Source organism: Paraburkholderia sp. FW306-02-B (assembly GCF_058782725.1).
Map to the genome: position 1 here is coordinate 1,505,789 of NZ_JBYSXZ010000001.1, position 18,249 is coordinate 1,524,037.

The 18,249-nt window shown below is 63.6% G+C and carries 13 protein-coding genes; 9 read left to right on the forward strand and 4 right to left on the reverse strand.

Annotated features, from left to right (window positions below; genetic code table 11):
* Nucleotides 1-13: 13 nt before the first annotated feature.
* Nucleotides 14-877 carry a LysR substrate-binding domain-containing protein gene (locus tag AC3WOG_RS06630; protein ID WP_492577236.1) on the reverse strand — a complete coding sequence of 288 codons (864 nt, stop codon included), beginning with the start codon at nt 875-877 and terminating at the stop codon, nt 14-16.
* 95 nt (nt 878-972) lie between these two features.
* Between AC3WOG_RS06630 and AC3WOG_RS06635 the strand changes: the two genes are divergently transcribed.
* From AC3WOG_RS06635 to AC3WOG_RS06670, 8 genes are all read left to right on the forward strand, one after another.
* Nucleotides 973-1,539: a DUF4865 family protein gene (locus AC3WOG_RS06635; protein ID WP_492577237.1), complete on the forward strand. Its 567-nt coding sequence runs from the start codon at nt 973-975 to the stop codon at nt 1,537-1,539.
* 473 nt (nt 1,540-2,012) lie between these two features.
* Nucleotides 2,013-4,322 (forward strand): putative bifunctional diguanylate cyclase/phosphodiesterase, encoded by a 2,310-nt coding sequence (locus tag AC3WOG_RS06640; protein WP_492577238.1) that lies wholly within the window; start codon nt 2,013-2,015, stop codon nt 4,320-4,322.
* Nucleotides 4,323-5,734: 1,412 nt separating this feature from the next.
* Complete coding sequence (locus AC3WOG_RS06645) at nt 5,735-5,923, forward strand: hypothetical protein (protein WP_492577239.1); 189 nt, start codon at nt 5,735-5,737, stop codon at nt 5,921-5,923.
* Nucleotides 5,924-6,099: 176 nt separating this feature from the next.
* Complete coding sequence (locus AC3WOG_RS06650) at nt 6,100-7,500, forward strand: FAD-containing oxidoreductase (protein ID WP_492577240.1); 1,401 nt, start codon at nt 6,100-6,102, stop codon at nt 7,498-7,500.
* 41 nt (nt 7,501-7,541) lie between these two features.
* Nucleotides 7,542-7,889 (forward strand): cupin domain-containing protein, encoded by a 348-nt coding sequence (locus AC3WOG_RS06655; RefSeq protein ID WP_492577241.1) that lies wholly within the window; start codon nt 7,542-7,544, stop codon nt 7,887-7,889.
* Nucleotides 7,890-8,030: 141 nt separating this feature from the next.
* Nucleotides 8,031-8,606: a TMEM175 family protein gene (locus AC3WOG_RS06660; protein ID WP_492577242.1), complete on the forward strand. Its 576-nt coding sequence runs from the start codon at nt 8,031-8,033 to the stop codon at nt 8,604-8,606.
* 2 nt (nt 8,607-8,608) lie between these two features.
* The gene (locus AC3WOG_RS06665) at nt 8,609-9,418 is read left to right on the forward strand and encodes a hypothetical protein (protein ID WP_492577243.1); all 810 of its coding nucleotides are present in this window, start codon (nt 8,609-8,611) and stop codon (nt 9,416-9,418) included.
* A gap of 34 nt (nt 9,419-9,452) precedes the next feature.
* On the forward strand, nt 9,453-9,941 hold the full coding sequence (locus tag AC3WOG_RS06670; protein ID WP_492577244.1) for a metallophosphoesterase family protein: 489 nt from the start codon (nt 9,453-9,455) through the stop codon (nt 9,939-9,941).
* Between the two features lie 76 nt (nt 9,942-10,017).
* Here AC3WOG_RS06670 and proP read toward each other — a convergent pair whose 3' ends face one another.
* The 3 genes from proP to argA form a co-directional block, all read right to left on the reverse strand.
* Complete coding sequence (gene proP / locus AC3WOG_RS06675) at nt 10,018-11,520, reverse strand: glycine betaine/L-proline transporter ProP (protein ID WP_492577245.1); 1,503 nt, start codon at nt 11,518-11,520, stop codon at nt 10,018-10,020.
* Between the two features lie 671 nt (nt 11,521-12,191).
* Nucleotides 12,192-12,467 carry an oxidative damage protection protein gene (locus AC3WOG_RS06680; RefSeq protein WP_035546551.1) on the reverse strand — a complete coding sequence of 92 codons (276 nt, stop codon included), beginning with the start codon at nt 12,465-12,467 and terminating at the stop codon, nt 12,192-12,194.
* 55 nt (nt 12,468-12,522) lie between these two features.
* On the reverse strand, nt 12,523-13,911 hold the full coding sequence (gene argA / locus AC3WOG_RS06685; RefSeq protein WP_492577246.1) for an amino-acid N-acetyltransferase: 1,389 nt from the start codon (nt 13,909-13,911) through the stop codon (nt 12,523-12,525).
* Between the two features lie 23 nt (nt 13,912-13,934).
* Here argA and hrpA point away from each other — a divergent pair, with 23 nt between their 5' ends.
* On the forward strand, nt 13,935-18,068 hold the full coding sequence (gene hrpA, locus AC3WOG_RS06690; protein WP_492577247.1) for an ATP-dependent RNA helicase HrpA: 4,134 nt from the start codon (nt 13,935-13,937) through the stop codon (nt 18,066-18,068).
* Nucleotides 18,069-18,249 lie beyond the last annotated feature (181 nt).

Here is an 18,249-nt window from a genome sequence, read left to right on the forward strand (position 1 = left end):
GACCCAACCTCCTTCAATACGCCGCGTTCAAAAACGCCGAACTGACCGCCCGCAAAGTCTCCTGCGAACGCGGGTCGCGAAGCCGTGTATGCAGCACCACTCTCGAGGTCGGTAGCGGCGGCAAGCCGAGTTGCTCACCGACGTCGACTGCGCCCGGCGGCGCCACCCGCTGCGCCAGCGCTGCCACCGCCAAGCCGGCGCTGACCGCCGCGCCGACCGCCATCACGCCTCCGCCCACAAATACCTCGGTCCACGCAATCCCGGCTGCGTCGAGCGCATCGGTGGCCATCGCGCGAATTCCGCACGGCGCGGCGAGGGTCGCCAGACGCAGCGGCTGACCCTGGCGATGCTGCCAGCCTGGCGCTGCGAACCAGCCGAGCCGTTCTTCGGCCAGCAGTTGACCGTCGTGGCGATCACCCTCGCGCCGGCCGATCGCCGCGTCGACTTCACCGCGCTCGAACCACGCCAGCACATCGCGCGACGCGGCAATCCGCACCTCGATCACGAGCAGGGGATCGTAAGCCGCCAGCCGTCCCAGCAGCGCCGGCAAATTCGGCCCTGCAACGTGATCGCTGATGCCGAGCTTGAGCCGGCGCTCCGGCGCTTCGGCGGAGCCTGCCAGCGCCCGCTCATGGGCGAGCAGCAATTGACGCGCGGCGCCGATGAACGTGTCGCCGCGCGGCGAGAGCTTCACCACCCGCGGCGTGCGCTCCAGCAAGCGGTAACCCAAACGTTCTTCGAGCCGTTTTAGCTTGAGACTCATCGCGGCCTGCGAGGTGTCCATGATTTCCGCGGCGCGCGTGAAACTGCCGAGATCCGCGACCAGCACGAAAGCCCGGATAGCATCCAGATCGAGAGGACGGGGAAGGGTAGCCATATCAAACCTTTATCGCAGATATAAAGCGTCATATCTTGCTGTAATGAGTGGGTGGGCGCAAGCTCATCACCAGCCCAAACCACAAGGAGTCCGTGATGTTCGCCAAGCAGTATTCACACCGTCTGCCTTCCAGCTACGACATGGGGATCATCCGCCAGCGCGCGGCGCAGCGCGGTCCGCTGTGGGACGCGACCGAGGGCCTGGGTTTCAAGGCTTTTGTGGTTCGTGAGCGAGGCCGTTACGGCGCGAGCGCGAATGTGTATTCCGCGGTGTATCTGTGGCTCGACGCCGCGCGGACCGCCGACTTCTTCATGGGCTCGCGCTTTCAGAAAGTGATCGACGACTTCGGCCGTCCCGAGGTCGAAACCTGGCTGCCGCTCGATGCGCGCAAGGGGCCGGCGCAGCAGGCGCACGCGTTGTATCGCGAAGAGCAGCCGATCGGCGAGCACGACGACCGTGCCGGGTTGCGCGCCGCGCATGCCGCGCAGAACCGCCGTATCGCCGAACAGGACGATACGGTCGCGGTGGTCTCCGCGCTCGATATCACCAACTGGCGTCTGATCCGGCTGACGCTGTCGTCGGCGGAGCCGGCCGAAACGGCCGGTCGCACGGTCTACGAGGTGCTGCACCTGGCACGGCCGGGCATCGCGAGCCTGGCGTGAGCCCGAGTGGCGCGTGTAGCGCGTGTAGCGGCGTGGCCGGCCAAACCAACTTGACGACAAGGCGTGCCGTCCAATGCAGTGCGCGAGCGCGAGCGTCTGAGCCTGAGCCTACGCCTACGCGAGCGTCAGCGCCGCTCGACGCCTGCACGGCTTGGTCACCCATCTGGCGGGGCTGGCGCTGGCAGTGGGCGTGATCGTCGGACTAGCCGTGCTGACGCGCTGTCGATGCGCTGACTAACTGCAAGCCGGCTAACGTCGGCTGGCTGACCGGAAGCCAGCCGACGGCGGCCACCCAAGTCCACCTGGAGCCGCCGAACGCCACTTGATGCCACTGGAAGCCACTCGCTGCCAACTCACGACCCGGCGCCGTGCAGCATGCATGTTATGCAGCGCGATTAAAGTGCATTTGCTTGGCGTAAACCCCCGTGTGCCGCGTACACTAACTTGCCGATGTCGGGTTAGGGGGCGTACATATGACTTGCGAAGCGACATCAGATAAGACGATGGGAGCAACGCCTGAGGGCACCCGCTACCGGCCGAATCTGGCCGAGGAGGTGCTGGCGTCGGAGCGCACGGTGTTGCGGCTGCTTACCCGCAACACGCCGCTGCCGGAATTGCTCGATGAAGTGTGCCGCCGCGCGGAAGCGCTGCTCGGCGAGGGCGCGACCTGTACGATCCTGCTGCTGGATGCGGACGGCGTGCACACGAGAATGGGCGTCGCGCCGTCGCTGCCGGCGCATTTCAGCGCCGCGATCGACGGCGTCGCGATCGGTCCGCGAGCAGGTTCGTGCGGTACGGCGATGTACGAGCGGCGCATGGTCGCTGTCGAAGATATCGAAACCGATCCGCTGTGGGCCGACTTCAGGCAGCTCGCGTTGCCGCTCGGCTTGCGCGCATGCTGGTCGGTGCCGTTCGAGAACGATGCTGGTGTGGTGCTCGGCGCGTTCGCGGTTTATTACCGTGCGCCGCGCCGTCCCAGCGTCGAAGAGGAAGCGATGCTGCGCGACATCAGCCGCAGTGTCGGTTTGGCCGTCCACCAGGACGCCATGGCGCAACGCCTTGCACGCAGCGAGGAACATCACCGGCTGGTTGTCGACCATCTGAACGAAGGCATCGTCGTGCAATCGCGTGCGGGCGTCGTGCTGGCCTGCAATCCGAGTGCGCAACGCATTCTGCGCGCGAGCGCCGAACTCGTCGGCCACGATATTCTCACTGTGATGGTGCGTGCGTATCACGAGGACGGCTCGCTGGTCACCGATGCGGACCGCCCGACCACTCGGGTGCTGGAGACCGGCAAACCGTTGCTTGGCGTCACGATCGGTCTGGAACTGATCAGCGGCGAAATCATCTGGATCACCGAGAACGTCGTGCCGATCATCAAGCCGGGCGACAGCGAACCCAGCTCGGTGCTGATCTCCTTTACCGATATCGGACCGGTGCGCGAGGCACAACGGCAGCTCAAATTTCTCGCGACCCGCGATTCGCTCACGGGTCTCTACAACCGCGCCTATCTGACCGAGCGGATGCGCGATCTGTTCGCCCCGGACGGCGCGGGCGGTATCGGAGAGCTGGCGCACGTAGCTGTGTTGTTCGTCGATCTGGACGGTTTCAAGAAGGTCAACGACACGGCCGGTCACGAGGCCGGCGATGCGCTGCTGTGCAGTGTGGCGGAACGGTTGTCGCTTTGCGTCGCGCCGGACGATACGCTCGCGCGCGTGGGCGGCGACGAGTTCGTGATCGTCGTCAGCGCTTACGAAGACGCTGCTTATCTGATTGCGCTCGCGCGCCGCATCCTCGACATGATCGCGGTGCCGTTCGCGGTGGCGGACTACGAGTACTACCTGGGCGCTTCGATCGGCATCAGCCTTTTTCCCGAAGACGGCCTGGACGTGCAGACGCTGTTGCGCAACGCCGACTCGGCGATGTACTTCGCGAAGCAGCGCGGCCGCAACAACTTCCAGTTCTTCACTGCCGAACTGAATCAGCATCTGCAACGCCGCTTCACGATCGAGCAATCGTTGCGCCGCGCGCTCGCCGCCGACGAATTGAGCCTCGTCTACCAGCCGATCGTCGATAGCCAGTACGGCCGGACCATCGGCGCTGAAGCGCTGCTGCGCTGGTACAACAATGAACTCGGCAACGTCTCGCCGGTCGAGTTCATTCCGGTGGCTGAAGACGCCGGCCTGATCGTCGAGATCGGCGCCTGGGTGCTGAGGCGGGCTTGCGAGCAGGTCGCGCAGTGGCGCCGTACGCTGGCGCCGGACCTGATCGTCGCGGTGAACCTGTCGCCGCGCCAGTTCAACGACGGGCTGGTGGAGCGGATCGAGCGCTGTCTCGTCCAGTCCGGGCTCGAACCGGCCGCGCTGGAGCTGGAGATCACAGAGCGCTTGCTGATGAGCGACAGCGACACGGTGCTGCCGATGCTGATTGCGCTGAGCGATATGGGCGTGCGTATTTCCGTCGACGACTTCGGCACGGGCTATTCATCGCTGTCGTATTTGAAGCGTTTCCCGCTGCATAACCTGAAGATCGACCGCTCGTTTGTTGCCGGCTTGCCGGATCATCGCGATTCGATTGCGATCACGCAGGCTGTGGTGGCGATGGCGCATTCGCTCGGCATGAACGTGACCGCCGAAGGTGTGGAGACCGCGGAGCAGGCGGCGTTCCTGAGGGCGATTTGCTGCGATAAGCAGCAGGGGTATTTGTATAGCCGGCCGGTTAGTGCGAGCGCTTATGCTCGCGTGTTGGGTGAAACACAGGGTTTTTTTGCGCGTAGCGCCTGATTGGGGTGTTGGGTTTTTGCTTTTTTTTGCCTGCGCGGCGCTTTATGTCTGTGTGCCTACGGTGTTGGCCTTTCCTTGCTTTGATATTGGTTTATTAGCGTTCCCCCTGTGCGGGGGCACCTACTTTTCTTTGCCTGCCGCAAAGAAAAGTAGGCAAAAGAAAGCGGCTCAAACCGCTAGTTCTTAAGCGGGTCCCCTGGCTTGGAGGAGGTAGTGGAGCATATGGAATCGGTGTTCTCGCACACTCCACGCCGGTGACAAGGCCGTCATGCTTCCGGCGGCACTGCGCGCGCCGTAGCGGTGCTTCATCAAACCGTCGGGTCCGTCGGGCGCTTTCGGCGCCTGCAGTTGTTCACGCGTAGCGGCTTGCCTTTGCTGCGCTAGCGTAACTCGCGGCTACGTTTCGTTCGGCACTTTTTCGGTGCCTGCGGTGGCTCGCACTCGCGCCCCTAAAACCATCTGGTCGTTTCCACTCCATGTTGAGGCAACCGCGGCGGCATTTTTCAAGCCGAAGCAATCTTCTGCGCCTCGCCGAATAAACTGCTGGGCGTTACTTTTCCAGCAATCCATAAAGCGCAAGTCGCAAATCACTTCGGCGCCTCGCCGAGGCGAAGTGACCAGATGTGCGAGTGTGGCCACCACTCCGAGTGAGATGCTATTGCCTTAGCGAGCCATTGGGGACACGAGGGCGAGCCACCGCAGGCACCGAAAAAGTGCCGAACCAGGCGCAGACGCCCAAACCGCCCGGCGGTTTGATGAAGTACCGCCGCGGCGCGCGCAGCGCCGCCGGAAGAATGACTGCCTTGTCACCAGCGCGGAGTGTGCGAGGACACCGATTCCAGATGCTCCACTACCTCCTCCAAGCCAGGGGACCCGCTTAAGAACTGGCGGTGTAAAGCCGCTTTCTTTTGCCTACTTTTCTTTGCGGCAGGCAAAGAAAAGTAGGTGCCCCCCGCACAGGGGGAACGCTAATAAACCAATAACAAAGCAAGGAGGGGCCAACACCATAGGCACACAGCCAAAAAGCGCCGAGCAGGCAAACAGCACGGGGGGAACGCCAATAAACCAATAACAAAGCAAGGAGGGGCCAACACCGTAGGCACACAGCCAAAAAGCGCCGAGCAGGCAAACAGCACGGGGGGAACGCCAATAAACCAATAACAAAACAAGCAAAGGCCACCGCCGCAGGCGTACAGACCAAAAGCGCCGCGCAGGCAAAAAAAACCAATAAAATCCCAACACCGCAGGCCCACAACCCCCGCCCACCGGGCATCAAACCGATTGTTCGCGCTGGCAAACAAGTGACTTCGCGTTCGCAGTATTTATCCACGGCCGCCGCCTGCCTAAAATCCCGCCATCGAAACGTATTTTTCAGCGCTGCGCCGAAGCGGCGTTGCGCAACAGGAGCGGCCATGCCAGCCTTGATCAAGAACCAGCTTTATCGACCATCGGTGGTCCTGCCGATGGTCGCTCTCATGCAAGTGATGGTGTCGCAGGACTTCAACCTCGGTCAGGTCGGCTGGGTAGTCGCGACGCGCGGCGCGCAGGCCGCACTGCAACGCTCGCGCGAGTTGATCTGCGCAGCGCACTGCCACGCCTGAGCGCAATCAAGGACAACCAGAAGCAACCGGACAGCACCGCCCCCGATGGGGCAAAACCAGATCGCAAAGCGGCACACGGCGGAGGTACCGGCGCACCGATAAGGGCGCCGATAAGGGCAACACGAGACGTAAGGGTAAGATGCTACGACCTGCCACCACGCCTCGGGAGATTTGCCATGCCACAGCACTTCGACGCAGTTGTGATCGGCACCGGACAAGGCGGCTCGCCGCTCGCGGTTCGTCTCGGTCAAAGCGGACGTAAAACCGCTGTCGTCGAACGCGCTGCGTTTGGCGGCACCTGCGTGAACGTCGGCTGCACGCCGACCAAGTCGTATGTGGCAAGCGCCCGCGCGGCGCACGTGGCGCGCCACGCCGCGGCGCTGGGCGTACAGGTGAGCGGGGCAATCGGCGTCGATCTGGCCGCCGTAAAGGCGCGCAAGGACCGGATCATCGGCCAATCGCGCGACGGCGTCGAGAAATGGCTGCGCGGCACGGATAACGTCACCGTGTTCAACGGCCACGCACACTTTACCGGCGCACATACGCTGTCCATCGGCGGGACGGGCGGTTCGGCGCTCGCCGAACTCAGCGCCGACGAAATCTTCCTCAATACCGGCACGCGCGCAGTCGTGCCGCCGCTCGAAGGCCTCGAGCGGATTCGCTATTACACGAATTCCTCGCTGCTCGAACTCACCGAATTGCCGACGCATCTGGCGATTGTCGGCGGCAGCTATATCGCGCTCGAATTCGCGCAGATCTTTCGCCGCTTCGGCAGCCGTGTAACGGTGCTGGTGCGCGGCGAACGCTTGCTGACCCGCGAAGATGCCGATTTCGCGCAGTCCGTCGAGAAAGTGCTGACGCGCGAGGGCGTCGAGTTCCGCTTCGGCGTGCAGCCGTCACGGGTAGAACCGCATCCGCAACGCGAGGGCGAAGTGTGCATCGGCTTCGAGCAGAACATTCCCGTGCTCGAAGCGTCGCACCTGCTGTTCGCCACCGGCCGCGTGCCGAATACCGACTCTCTCGGCCTCGCGGCCGCCGGTATCGTTGCCGACAGGCACGGCATGATCCCCGTCGACGGCCAGTTGCGCACCAATGTGCCGGGTATCTGGGCAATCGGCGACATCAACGGCCGTGGCGCCTTTACCCACACTTCATACGATGACTTCCAGATCGTCGCGGCCAATCTGCTCGACGGCGGCGCGCGCAGCGTCGATACGCGGATCATGGCGTATGCGGTGTTCGTCGATCCGCCGCTGGCACGCGTCGGGCTCTCGGAAGACGACGTGCGCAAGTCCGGCCGCGAGGCGCTGATCTCCACCATGCCGATGACGCGCGTGGGCCGCGCCCGTGAACGCGGCGAGACCGACGGTTTCATGAAGGCGCTGGTCGACGCCAGCAGCAAGCAGATTCTCGGCGCGGCAATCCACGGTATCGAGGGCGACGAAGCGATACATACATTCATCGACATCATGACGGCCGGCGCGCCGTATCCGACGCTGCAGTACGCCATGCATATCCATCCGACCATCGGTGAGCTGGTACCGACCCTGCTCGATGGACTGAAACCGATGAAGTGAACGGCGAGCCTGAGTAACGACCATAAGTGACGAGCCGAGCGATGAAGCGCGCAATCAGCAGCGGCAATCTGTTCGATATCGGCAAACCGGCAGGTCCCGGCGAGCAGGTCGGTACGCTAGTGCAACGGGCCGGCGTCACCATCGAGCGAATCGTCTCGACGGGCCAGGCGAGTGCGCCCGGCTTCTGGTACGACAGTCCGCGCGCGGAATGGGTCTTGCTGCTGAGCGGCGCCGCGGCGCTCGAATTCGAAGGCGACCCGCAGTTGCATCCGATGAAGCCCGGCGATCACGTGCTGATCGAAGCGCATTGCCGTCATCGGGTGGCATGGACGAGCGAGGCGGAGCCGAGCGTTTGGCTCGCAGTGTATTACCCGGGCGGCGCGAGTTGAACATCCCGGCATCGGCCAGCATCGACAAAGCGCCGCGCCATCGCCGATAATCGGCAGCGGCGCGGGCCGTCGGCGGGATAACCGATAGCGGATAGCGGCGAGCCGCGCGCCTAATCACATTCATCATCAGGAAACCGAGCGATGGGCAAAGGACGCGTCGAAGCCTTCAGCGATGGCGTGATCGCGATCATCATCACGATCATGGTGCTCGAATTGAAGGTGCCGGACGGCTTCGATCTCGCCGCGCTGCGGCCGTTGATTCCGGTGTTTCTCGCCTACGTGCTGAGCTTTATCTACGTCGGCATCTACTGGAACAATCATCACCACTTGTTCCACACCGTGCAGAAGGTCAGCGGCGCGGTGTTGTGGGCCAATCTCCATCTGCTGTTCTGGTTGTCGTTGCTGCCGGCGGTCACGCATTGGGTCGGCGAAAACCATCTGGCCTCGTGGCCGACCGCGATGTACGGCGTCGTGCTGTTCATGGCGGCGATCGCGTACTTCATTCTGACCCAGGTGCTGATCCGTCACCACGGCAAGGATTCGACGCTCGCCAAAGCGGTCGGCAACGACTTCAAGGGCAAGGTCTCGGTCGTGATCTATCTCGCGGGCATCGTATTGGCGTTCGTCGCGCCGTGGGTTTCGGTGGCGCTCTATACGTTGGCCGCGGCGTGGTGGCTCGTGCCGGACCGGCGCATCGAACACCTTCTCGAGGCATAAGCATGCTGCTTGCGCTCAAGCTGGCGCTGGTGCCCGCGTTTCTCGCCGCATTGACGATGGCGGGGCGCGTGTGGGGGCCGTCGGTGGCGGGGTGGCTAGCGGGACTGCCGGTGGTCGCTGGGCCGATCGTGTTGCTGCTCGCGCTGGAGCGCGGCCCGGCGTTCGCGGCGCAGGCGTCGGCGGCGTCGATCGCGGCAATTGCCGCATCGGAAGCGTTCAATTTTGCTTACGCGTGGAGTTGCCGGCGCTTTGCGTGGCCGCTTGCTCTGGTCGCCGGGATGGCGGGGTGGGTCGGCGTCGCGATGCTGCTCACGTATCTGCGCAGTGGACTCATGTGGGCGGTGGCGGCGGCCTGTGTGGCCGTCGCCATTTCGCAAAGCGGCTTGCCGCGTATTGCGGGACATGTGCCGGCGACGCGGCCTGGCCTCGGCGATCTCGCATTGCGCATGCTTGCCGGTGCGCTGCTGACCGTCGCGGTGACGACCTTGTCAGCGTCGATGGGCACAACCTGGAGCGGGCTGCTGTCGGTGTTTCCTTTGCTCGGCATCGTGCTCGCAGTGTCGGCACAGCGCGCGCACGGCGCGGACTTCGTGGCGTTGCTGATGCGCGGCATGGTGATCGGTCGCGGCTCGTTCGCCGCGTTCTTCGCCGTGACCGCGACGATGCTGCCACATTACAGCGTATTGCTGAGCTTCGCATGTGCGTCGGCGGTGTCGGTGATCGTGCAGGGCGCGACCAAACGGATGCTCGGTGCGAAGCGGCCGGTGCGGACACTGCGGCGTGAGCTGGCCGAGCAGCCGCAAGCGGATTGAGCGCGCTCCGTTGATTCAGTGGATACTGCCCAGCATGAGTTCACACGCGAGAACCACCCGCATCGGTTTGATCTCCGACACGCATAACCTTGTGCGTCCGGAGGCGCTGCAATTCCTCGTAGGCTGCGATGCGATCATTCACGCAGGCGATATCTGCAATCAGCCGGTGCTCGATGCACTCGCGCAGATCGCGCCGGTCACGGCCGTGCGCGGCAATAACGACACCGGCGAATGGGCCGCCGCCTTACCGGCCCACGCAAAGCTGACAGTCCAACAGGTGACGATCCTCGTCGTGCACGATATCGCCGACGTCGGCGGCTTCACCAACGATCCGCGCAGCGAAGGCATCGGTGTGGTGGTCACCGGTCACTCGCACAAACCGTCGATTGCCGAGCGCGACGGCGTGCTGTTCGTCAATCCAGGCAGCGCCGGACCGCGGCGTTTCAAGTTGCCGATTTCGGCGGGCATGCTGATCGTCGAAGGTGCGCACGCAACGGCTACGCTTGAACCGCTGCTGACATAAAAAAACGGGCCGGCAAATAGGCCGGCCCGTTTTCTAGCTTGGTGACTCAGTTGCGCAGTACAGGATCAATACAGGATCAAGCGCGCGCGGTTGCTGCCGCGGCGTAGTTTTCATCCATCTCCGCCGCTTCACGTTCGCCGCGCAGCACAGCGTGCGCTTCCGCACGCGTCGCGACACACGGACCCGAGCCGAGCAGGGGTTTCTTCGCCGTTTCGTGCAGCGCGAATACCGACACGATGCCGATCAGCGACGCACCCATCAGGTAGTACGCGGGCATCATCAGATTGCCGGTGCTGTCGACCAGCCATGCCGTGACGAGCGGCGTCGTGCCACCGAACAGCGACACCGAAATGTTGAAGCCGATCGCGAGCGCGCCGTAGCGGATCCTGGTCGGGAACAATGCCGGCAGTGCCGACGGCATCACGCCGGTAAAGCACGACAGCAGCGTGCCGAGAATCATCAGGCCGCCGAACACCGGCAGCATCTCGCCCGTGCGGATCAGCAGCAACGCCGGAATCGACAGCACGAACAGACCCACGCAACCGAACAGCATCACCGGCTTGCGGCCGATCGTGTCGGACAGGCGGCCCGCCGCCAGGGTCATCGGCATCATCAGCACCATCACCAGCAGCACGAGGAACAGGCCGTGCGTTTCGTTGAAGTGCAGCGTGGCCGACAGATAGCTCGGCAGATACGACAGCGCCATGTAATCGGTGACGTTGAAGATCAGCACGAGGCCGACGCACAACAAGAGCGGCTTCCACTGTTGCAGGAGCAACTCGCGGAACGATTGCTTCGGTAGCGCTTTGTCTTCGGTTTCGCGTTGTTCGGCCTGCTTCTTGAACGCAGGCGTTTCTTCGAGCTTCATCCGGATGTACAGGCCCACCAGACCCAGCGGACCTGCGATCAGGAACGGCACACGCCAGCCCCACGACAGCAGCGCGTCGTGCGACAGCGTGGCGGTCAGCAGCGCGACCGTACCGGCGCCGAGCACGTAGCCGATCAGCGTGCCGAACTCGAGGAAGCTGCCCATGAAGCCGCGGCGCTTATCCGTCGAGAATTCAGCAATGAACGTGGCGGCGCCGCCGTATTCACCCCCGGTCGAGAAGCCTTGCACGAGACGCGCGACCAGCAGCAGCACCGGCGCGAAAATGCCGATCGTTGCGTAGCTCGGAATCAGGCCGATCGCGAAGGTGCCGATTGCCATCATGATCATGGTCATCGCCAGCACCCGCTGACGGCCGATGCGGTCGCCGAGCGGCCCGAACACCATGCCGCCGATCGGCCGCACGAGGAACGCCGCGGCAAACGTGCCGAAGGTGGCGATCAACTGGGCGGACGGGCTCGACGACGGGAAGAACACTTTGCCGAGCGTGACAGCGATGTAGCTGTACACGCCGAAATCGAACCATTCCATTGCGTTGCCGAGCGCCATCGCGCCGACGGCCCGCTTGAGGAGAGATGTGTCGACGACCGTGATGTCGTCGGGAGAGAGGCGTTGTTCTTCTTTGTGGTGTCGCCAGAAGCCGTTGCTGGAAGCGGTCAAGGTGAAAACTCCAATGACTGCGACGAAACTCATGAATGCGCATGAACGTTCCGCCACGGGTGCTGGGGAAGTGCGGTTTCGCGAGCAGGGCGATGGCGCTTTTGTTGCCCGATACCGAGGGCAAAAAATCAGGGCGCAAAAAAGAACACAGAACGCCCGTGCCGCGCGAACGATTCGCGAAAAAACACTCGTCTAGATTGTGCTGACTGTTGCATCTGCGTGGCCGTGGAAGGGGGGCAGATGCATGAGGACGCTGGGGTGGCTGAAAGCTGGCCCACGCGCCGCTGGAAGGCTCGAAACGAAAAAGGCCGGTGCTGGATCGCCGCTCATGGTGCGAGATCAAGCGGTGAAACGACCGACAAGCCTTCTTGTATAAAAACTGTTCGATCCGGTGGGTCGCACGCACGGCGCGACACAATGAACTGAACGCGAATGAAGGTGAATTGCCGTTGGAACGGCGCCCATAGTAGCACGATGACAGAGGATCGTGCAAACCCGGGGTTCGGCAAGGGGCCGGCGGCGAGCGCTCAATCCCTTGCGGGGCGGGGGATTGCGCCGATTGCGGCGGTATGTGGAGGCGGCTTGAAAACGGCTCGAAATGTATTGTTCGGCGAGTCGGTGGCAGGATCGCAACGAAAGGGGGGCGAAAAAAATCCGCGCACGCTGCGCGGATTTTTGTCTGGTCGGCTTGCGGCCTAAAGCGCTTATTCAGCCGTCGGCGGCACGTAACCCTGCGCCGTGTCCGCGCCTTCGCCGAAGAAGAACTTTTCGGTTTGCTTCATCAGGTATTGGCGTGCGCGCGGATCGGCCATGTTCAGGCGGTTTTCGTTGATCAGCATGGTTTGCTGCTTCAACCAGGCCTGCCAGGCTTCCTTCGAAATGCTTTCGTAGATCCGCTTGCCGAGTTCGCCCGGCAGCGGCGGGAAATCGAGGCCTTCGGCTTCCTTGCCGAGCTTCGCGCATTGAACCATACGAGTCATGCTGTGCTTCTCCTGTAATCGATGTGGGGGCGGGCAGGCGCTTATGTTGGGGCGCTTAGAGCTGTTTCATCAGCACGAGCGACTTGCGCTGCCAGTTATAGAGCCGGCGGCGGTCTTCCGGCAGGTCGTCGACCGTGACCTTGACGAAGCCGCGCTTGAGGAACCAGTGTTCGGTACGCGTGGTGAGCACGAAAATCCGCGTGAGGCCACGTGCCCGCGCGCGTTGTTCGATGCGCTTGAGCAGGCGCTCACCGTCGCCGGTGCCTTGCGCTTCAGGGGCGACTGTCAGACACGCCATTTCGCCGATGCGCTCCTGCGTGTACGGATACAGCGCCGCGCAGCCGAACAGCACGCCATCGTGCTCGATCACCGAGAAATGGTCGATGTCGCGTTCGATCTGGTGCCGCCCGCGCCGCACCAGCGTGCCGTCGGATTCGAGCGGCTCGATCAGCGCGAGAATGCCGCCGACGTCGTCCGGCGTGGCTTCGCGCAGGCTTTCGAGGTTCTCGTACGAGATCATCGTGCCGACGCCATCGTGCAGGAACAGTTCGAGCAGCAGGCTGCCGTCGAGCGCGTAAGGGATGATGTGCGCCCGCGCCACGCCGCCGCGGCAGGCGCGGATCGAGTGCTTCAGGTAGAAACCGGCGTCGCCGGTGACTTCGCCGCTTTCATGCAGCTTGTAAGCGTCGTCGAGCGACAGTTCGCGGATCAACTCGGGACCGTTTTCGCCGGCTCCCATCAGGCCCGGCGTTTCGGTCAGGAACACGATCTTGTCGGCGCGCAGCGCGATCGCTGCAGCCGAGGCGACGTCTTCCATCGACAGATTGAACGCTTCTCCGGTCGGCGAGAAGCCGAGCGGCGACAGCAGCACCAGCTTGCGGCTCGCGAGCGAATGACGGATCGAATCCGCGTCGATCTTGCGCACCACGCCAGTGTGGGCGAAATCGACGCCGTCCAGAATGCCGACCGGCCGGGCTGTCACGAAGTTGCCCGACACCACGCTGATGTGCGCGTGCGCCATCGGCGTGTTCGGCAAGCCTTGGCTGATCGCGGCCTCGATGTCCAGACGCACTTCGCCGGCCGCTTCTTTCGCCGACTCCAGCGCGCGCGCATCCGTAATACGCATGCCGTGCGAAAACTCGGACTCCACGCCGTGCAGGCTCATCTGCTCTTCGACCTGCGGTCGCGAGCCATGCACCAGAACGATCTGGATGCCCATGGCCTGCAACAGCGCGATATCCGACACGAGCGCATTCAGGAGCCCCTGATGCACCACCTCGCCGCCGAACCCGACGACGAACGTCTTGTTGCGGAACGCATGGATGTAAGGGGCGACTGAGCGCATCCAGTCGACGAATTGCGCGTGCTGTGCGAGGTCTTCCGTTGCTCCGGCGGGGGCCGGAACGCTCGCGGGCGCGGGGACGAGGTCGGTTTGGGAATTCATGCCGGGGATTATAATGCGCCCCCATGTCGAATGTACCCAAAAGTCCCGCTACGGCGAACGAGAATGTGGTGCCGGCCGCCGATCAGGTGAACGCCGGCGACGCCGCGCGCCGTATCGCGCAGGACGCTACCCGCAACACGCCGCCGGCGGCGCGCGAGCAGCGGCGTGCCGCGGATGGCGCGCAGGCGTCTGCGCAGAAAAAAAATCCGCCGCGCCCGCCGCGCATTCAGCGCGTGGTCGAACCGAACCCGATTCCGCCGATCACGTTCCCCGAAGCGCTGCCGGTCTCCGGCCGACGCGACGAGATCGCGCGCGCGATCGCGCAGAATCAGGTGGTGATCGTCTGCGGCGAGACCGGCTCCGGCAAGACGACGCAGTTGCCGAAAATCTGCCTCGCTTTGGGGCGCGGCCTCGGCGCCGGCGGCACCGGCTTGATCGGCCATACGCAGCCGCGCCGGATCGCCGCGTCGGCGACGGGCCGCCGCATCGCCGAAGAACTCGGCGCGCCGTTCGGCGAAGTGGTCGGCTACAAGGTGCGCTTCACCGACAATCTGTCGCCGGGCGCGTCGGTCAAGCTGATGACCGACGGTATTCTGCTCGCCGAAACCCAGACCGATCCGCTGCTGAAAGCCTATGACACGCTGATCATCGACGAAGCGCACGAGCGCAGTCTGAACATTGATTTTCTGCTCGGCTATCTGAAGGAAATTCTCGTCAAGCGCCCCGATCTGAAGCTGATCGTGACCTCGGCGACGATCGACGCGGACCGCTTCGCGCGCCATTTCGGCAGCGAGGAGAAACCCGCGCCGGTGATCGAAGTGAGCGGGCGTCTTTACCCGGTCGAAGTGCGTTACCGGCCGATGGCGGAGGACAGCCCGGCGGTGAAGGCGGCGGAAGGCTCTTCTGCGTCGTCGCGTGAAAGGCCGAAAACCCAGCGCGAGACTGACCGCGATCTGATGGAAGCCATCGTCGACGCCGTCGACGAACTGTGCCGCGAAGGTCCCGGCGATGTGCTCGTCTTCCTGCCCGGCGAGCGCGAGATTCGCGACGCCGCCGAGGCGCTGCGCAAGCACCATCCGCCGCATACGGAAATTTTGCCACTGTTCGCGCGCCTTTCCGCTGCCGAACAGGAGCGCGTGTTCCGCACCTCGAACGCGCGCCGCATCGTGCTGGCGACCAACGTCGCCGAAACCTCGCTGACGGTGCCGGGGATTCGCTATGTGGTCGATACCGGGCTCGCGCGCGTGAAGCGCTACTCGTATCGCAACAAGGTCGAGCAGTTGCAGGTCGAGTCGATTTCGCAGGCTGCCGCCAATCAGCGTGCGGGGCGCTGTGGCCGCGTCGCCGATGGCGTGTGCATTCGTCTGTATGAAGAAAGCGACTATCAGGGCCGCGTGCGTTTCACCGATCCGGAAATTTTGCGCTCGTCGCTGGCGTCGGTGATTCTGCGGATGAAGTCGCTGCACCTGACCGCGATCGAAACGTTCCCGTTCATCGAGCCGCCGCCGGGCCGTGCGATCGCCGACGGCTATCAACTGCTCAACGAACTCGGCGCGGTCGACGACGACAACCAGCTCACACCGCTCGGCCGTGAACTCGCGCGCTTGCCGCTCGATCCGCGCGTCGGCCGGATGATTCTCGCCGCGCGCGATCAGCAGGCGTTGAAGGAAGTGCTGATCATCGCCAGCGCGTTGTCGGTGCAAGACCCGCGCGACCGGCCGATCGAAGCGCAGGAGCAGGCCGATCAGGCGCATCGCCGTTTCGCCGACGAGCGTTCCGAATTCCTCCAATGGCTGAAAATCTGGAACTGGTTCGAAGAAGCGATCGCGCACAAGAAGTCGAACAGGCAGTTGCAGGACGAGTGCCGCAAGAATTTTCTATCGCAACTGCGGCTGCGTGAATGGCGCGACGTGCATTCGCAGCTGCTGACGGTGGTGCGCGAGCACGGCTGGCGTCTGAACGAGGCCGAAGCGACCTTCGAGCAGATTCACCTTGCGTTGTTGACCGGCTTGCTCGGCAACATCGGCTTGAAAGCCGACGACGAACCGTATTACCTCGGCGCGCGCAGCATCAAGTTCTATCTGTGGCCGGGTTCCGCGCTGGTGAAGAAGGCGGGTAAGTGGGTGATGGCCGCCGAACTGGTCGAGACGAGCCGTCTGTACGCGCGTTGTATCGCGAAGATCGAGCCGGAATGGATCGAGCGGATCGGCGCGCACTTGCTGAAAAAGTCGCTCTCCGAGCCCCATTGGGAGAAGCGCGCGGCGCAGGTGTCGGCGTTCGAGCGCGCGATGCTGTACGGCCTGCCGATCTATCACCGGCGGCGCGTGAGTTTCGGCAAACAGGATCCGGCGCGTGCGCGCGAGTTGTTCATTCGCGGCGCGCTGGTCGAAGGCGAATTCGATACGAAGCTCGCGTTCTTCGCGCACAACCGCAAGCTGCTCGCCGATATCGAGCAACTGGAACACAAGTCGCGCCGCCAGGACGTGCTGGTCGACGACGAACTGATTTTCGGCTTCTACGATCAGGCGTTGCCGCAGGGCATTTACACCGGCGCGTCGTTCGAGCGCTGGTATCGCGATGAGGTGAAAAAGAGCGGCCAGCCAGAAGACAAGCTGCGTTTGCTCTATCTGTCGCGCGACGATCTGATGCGACACGAAGCAGCCGGCGTGACGACCGATCTGTTTCCTAAGCGGATGACCATGGCGGGCGTCGAGATGGCGCTCACCTATCACTTCGAACCCGGTTCGCCGCGCGACGGCGTGACGCTCGCGGTGCCGCTCTATGCCCTCAATCAGGTCGATGCGCGGCGCTGTGAGTGGCTTGTGCCCGGCATGCTGAAAGAGAAGACGCAACTGCTGCTGAAGTCGCTGCCGCAGAAGCTGCGGCGTCATTGCGTGCCGCTGCCCGAGTACGCGGCAGGCTTTGTCGACCGGCATAGCGGTCCGCGTTTCGGCGCGGGCGGCGTGCTCGAGTCGCTGATCGCCGACATTCGCGAGCAGACCCAGATCGCGATGAAGCAATCGGACTTCAAGCTCGAGACGCTGACACCGCATCTGTTCATGAATTTCAAGGTTGTCGACGAGCATGGGCGGCAACTCGCGATGGGCCGCAACCTGTCGCAACTGCGCGCCGAACTCGGCGGGCAGGCGCAGCAGCATTTTCAGAAGATCGCGTCCAGTGCGGCTGGAGCGGCGTTGGCGGATGCGGGTGGCGGCAGTATCGCGGCCGCAGGCGCTGCGCCGCGAAGCAAGGGCGCGGCACCCGGTCCGCAAACCGCGCCGCAAGATGGTGCGCCGGCCACTGCGCTGTACGAAAAGCTCACCACCTGGAATTTCGGCAAGCTTCCCGAGTTGCTCGAAATTCGCCGCGGCGGGCAGACGCTGTTCGGCTATCCGGCGCTGGTGGATCGCGGCACGCACTGTGACGTCGAAGTGTTCGATTCGCCGGACGAAGCCGCGCGGATTCATCGCGCGGGGCTGCGGCGCCTCTTCGCGCTGCAGTTGAAGGAGCCGATCAAATATCTGGAAAAGAATCTGCCGGGCCTGCGCGAAATGGCGATGCAGTTCATGCCGCGCGGCACCCAGGAAGAACTGCGCGACCAACTCATCGACACCGCGCTCGACCGCGCCTGTCTGCAAGACCCGCTGCCCGGCGACGACGTCAGTTTCCACACCCGCCGCGACGAAGGCCGCAGCCGTCTGACTTTGTTGGCCCAGGAAATCGCCCGGCTGGTCGGCCAGATACTCACTGAGTACGCGACCGTGGCGAAGAAGCTGGTGCAGGCAAAGTCGTTCACGGCGGCGCATGCGGACCTGCAGAACCAGCTCGATGGACTGATCGGCAAGCGCTTCGTGGTCGACACGCCGTATTCCCAGCTGGCGCATTTTCCGCGCTATCTGAAGGGTATCGCGCTGCGCATCGATAAGCTCAAGGCGGATTCCGCCCGCGACGCAAGGCAGTTCGCCGAATTCCAGCCACTGCTGCAGAACTACCAGCGCGCGTTGGCGCAACGCGGCGGCGTGCTGGATCCGCGCTTATCGGAATTCCGCTGGCTGCTGGAGGAGTTGCGGATTTCGCTATTCGCGCAGGAGTTGCGTACGCCGATGCCGGTATCGGTGAAGCGTCTCTACAAGGTGTGGGAATCGATGCAGCGCTGAGCGGCGCGTGGGGGGGCGCCGCGTGCGTTCGCTCCACTTGAGTGGCGTTCGGCGGCGCGGTGTGGCGCGCTTTTGCGGCGCGCATAAAAAAGCGCGCGACGCCACTCCTTTTGAGAATGACATCACGCGTAAAGGGAGCGGGCCCTTCCGGACCCGCTCCCGCTCGCTGCTATTAAAACAA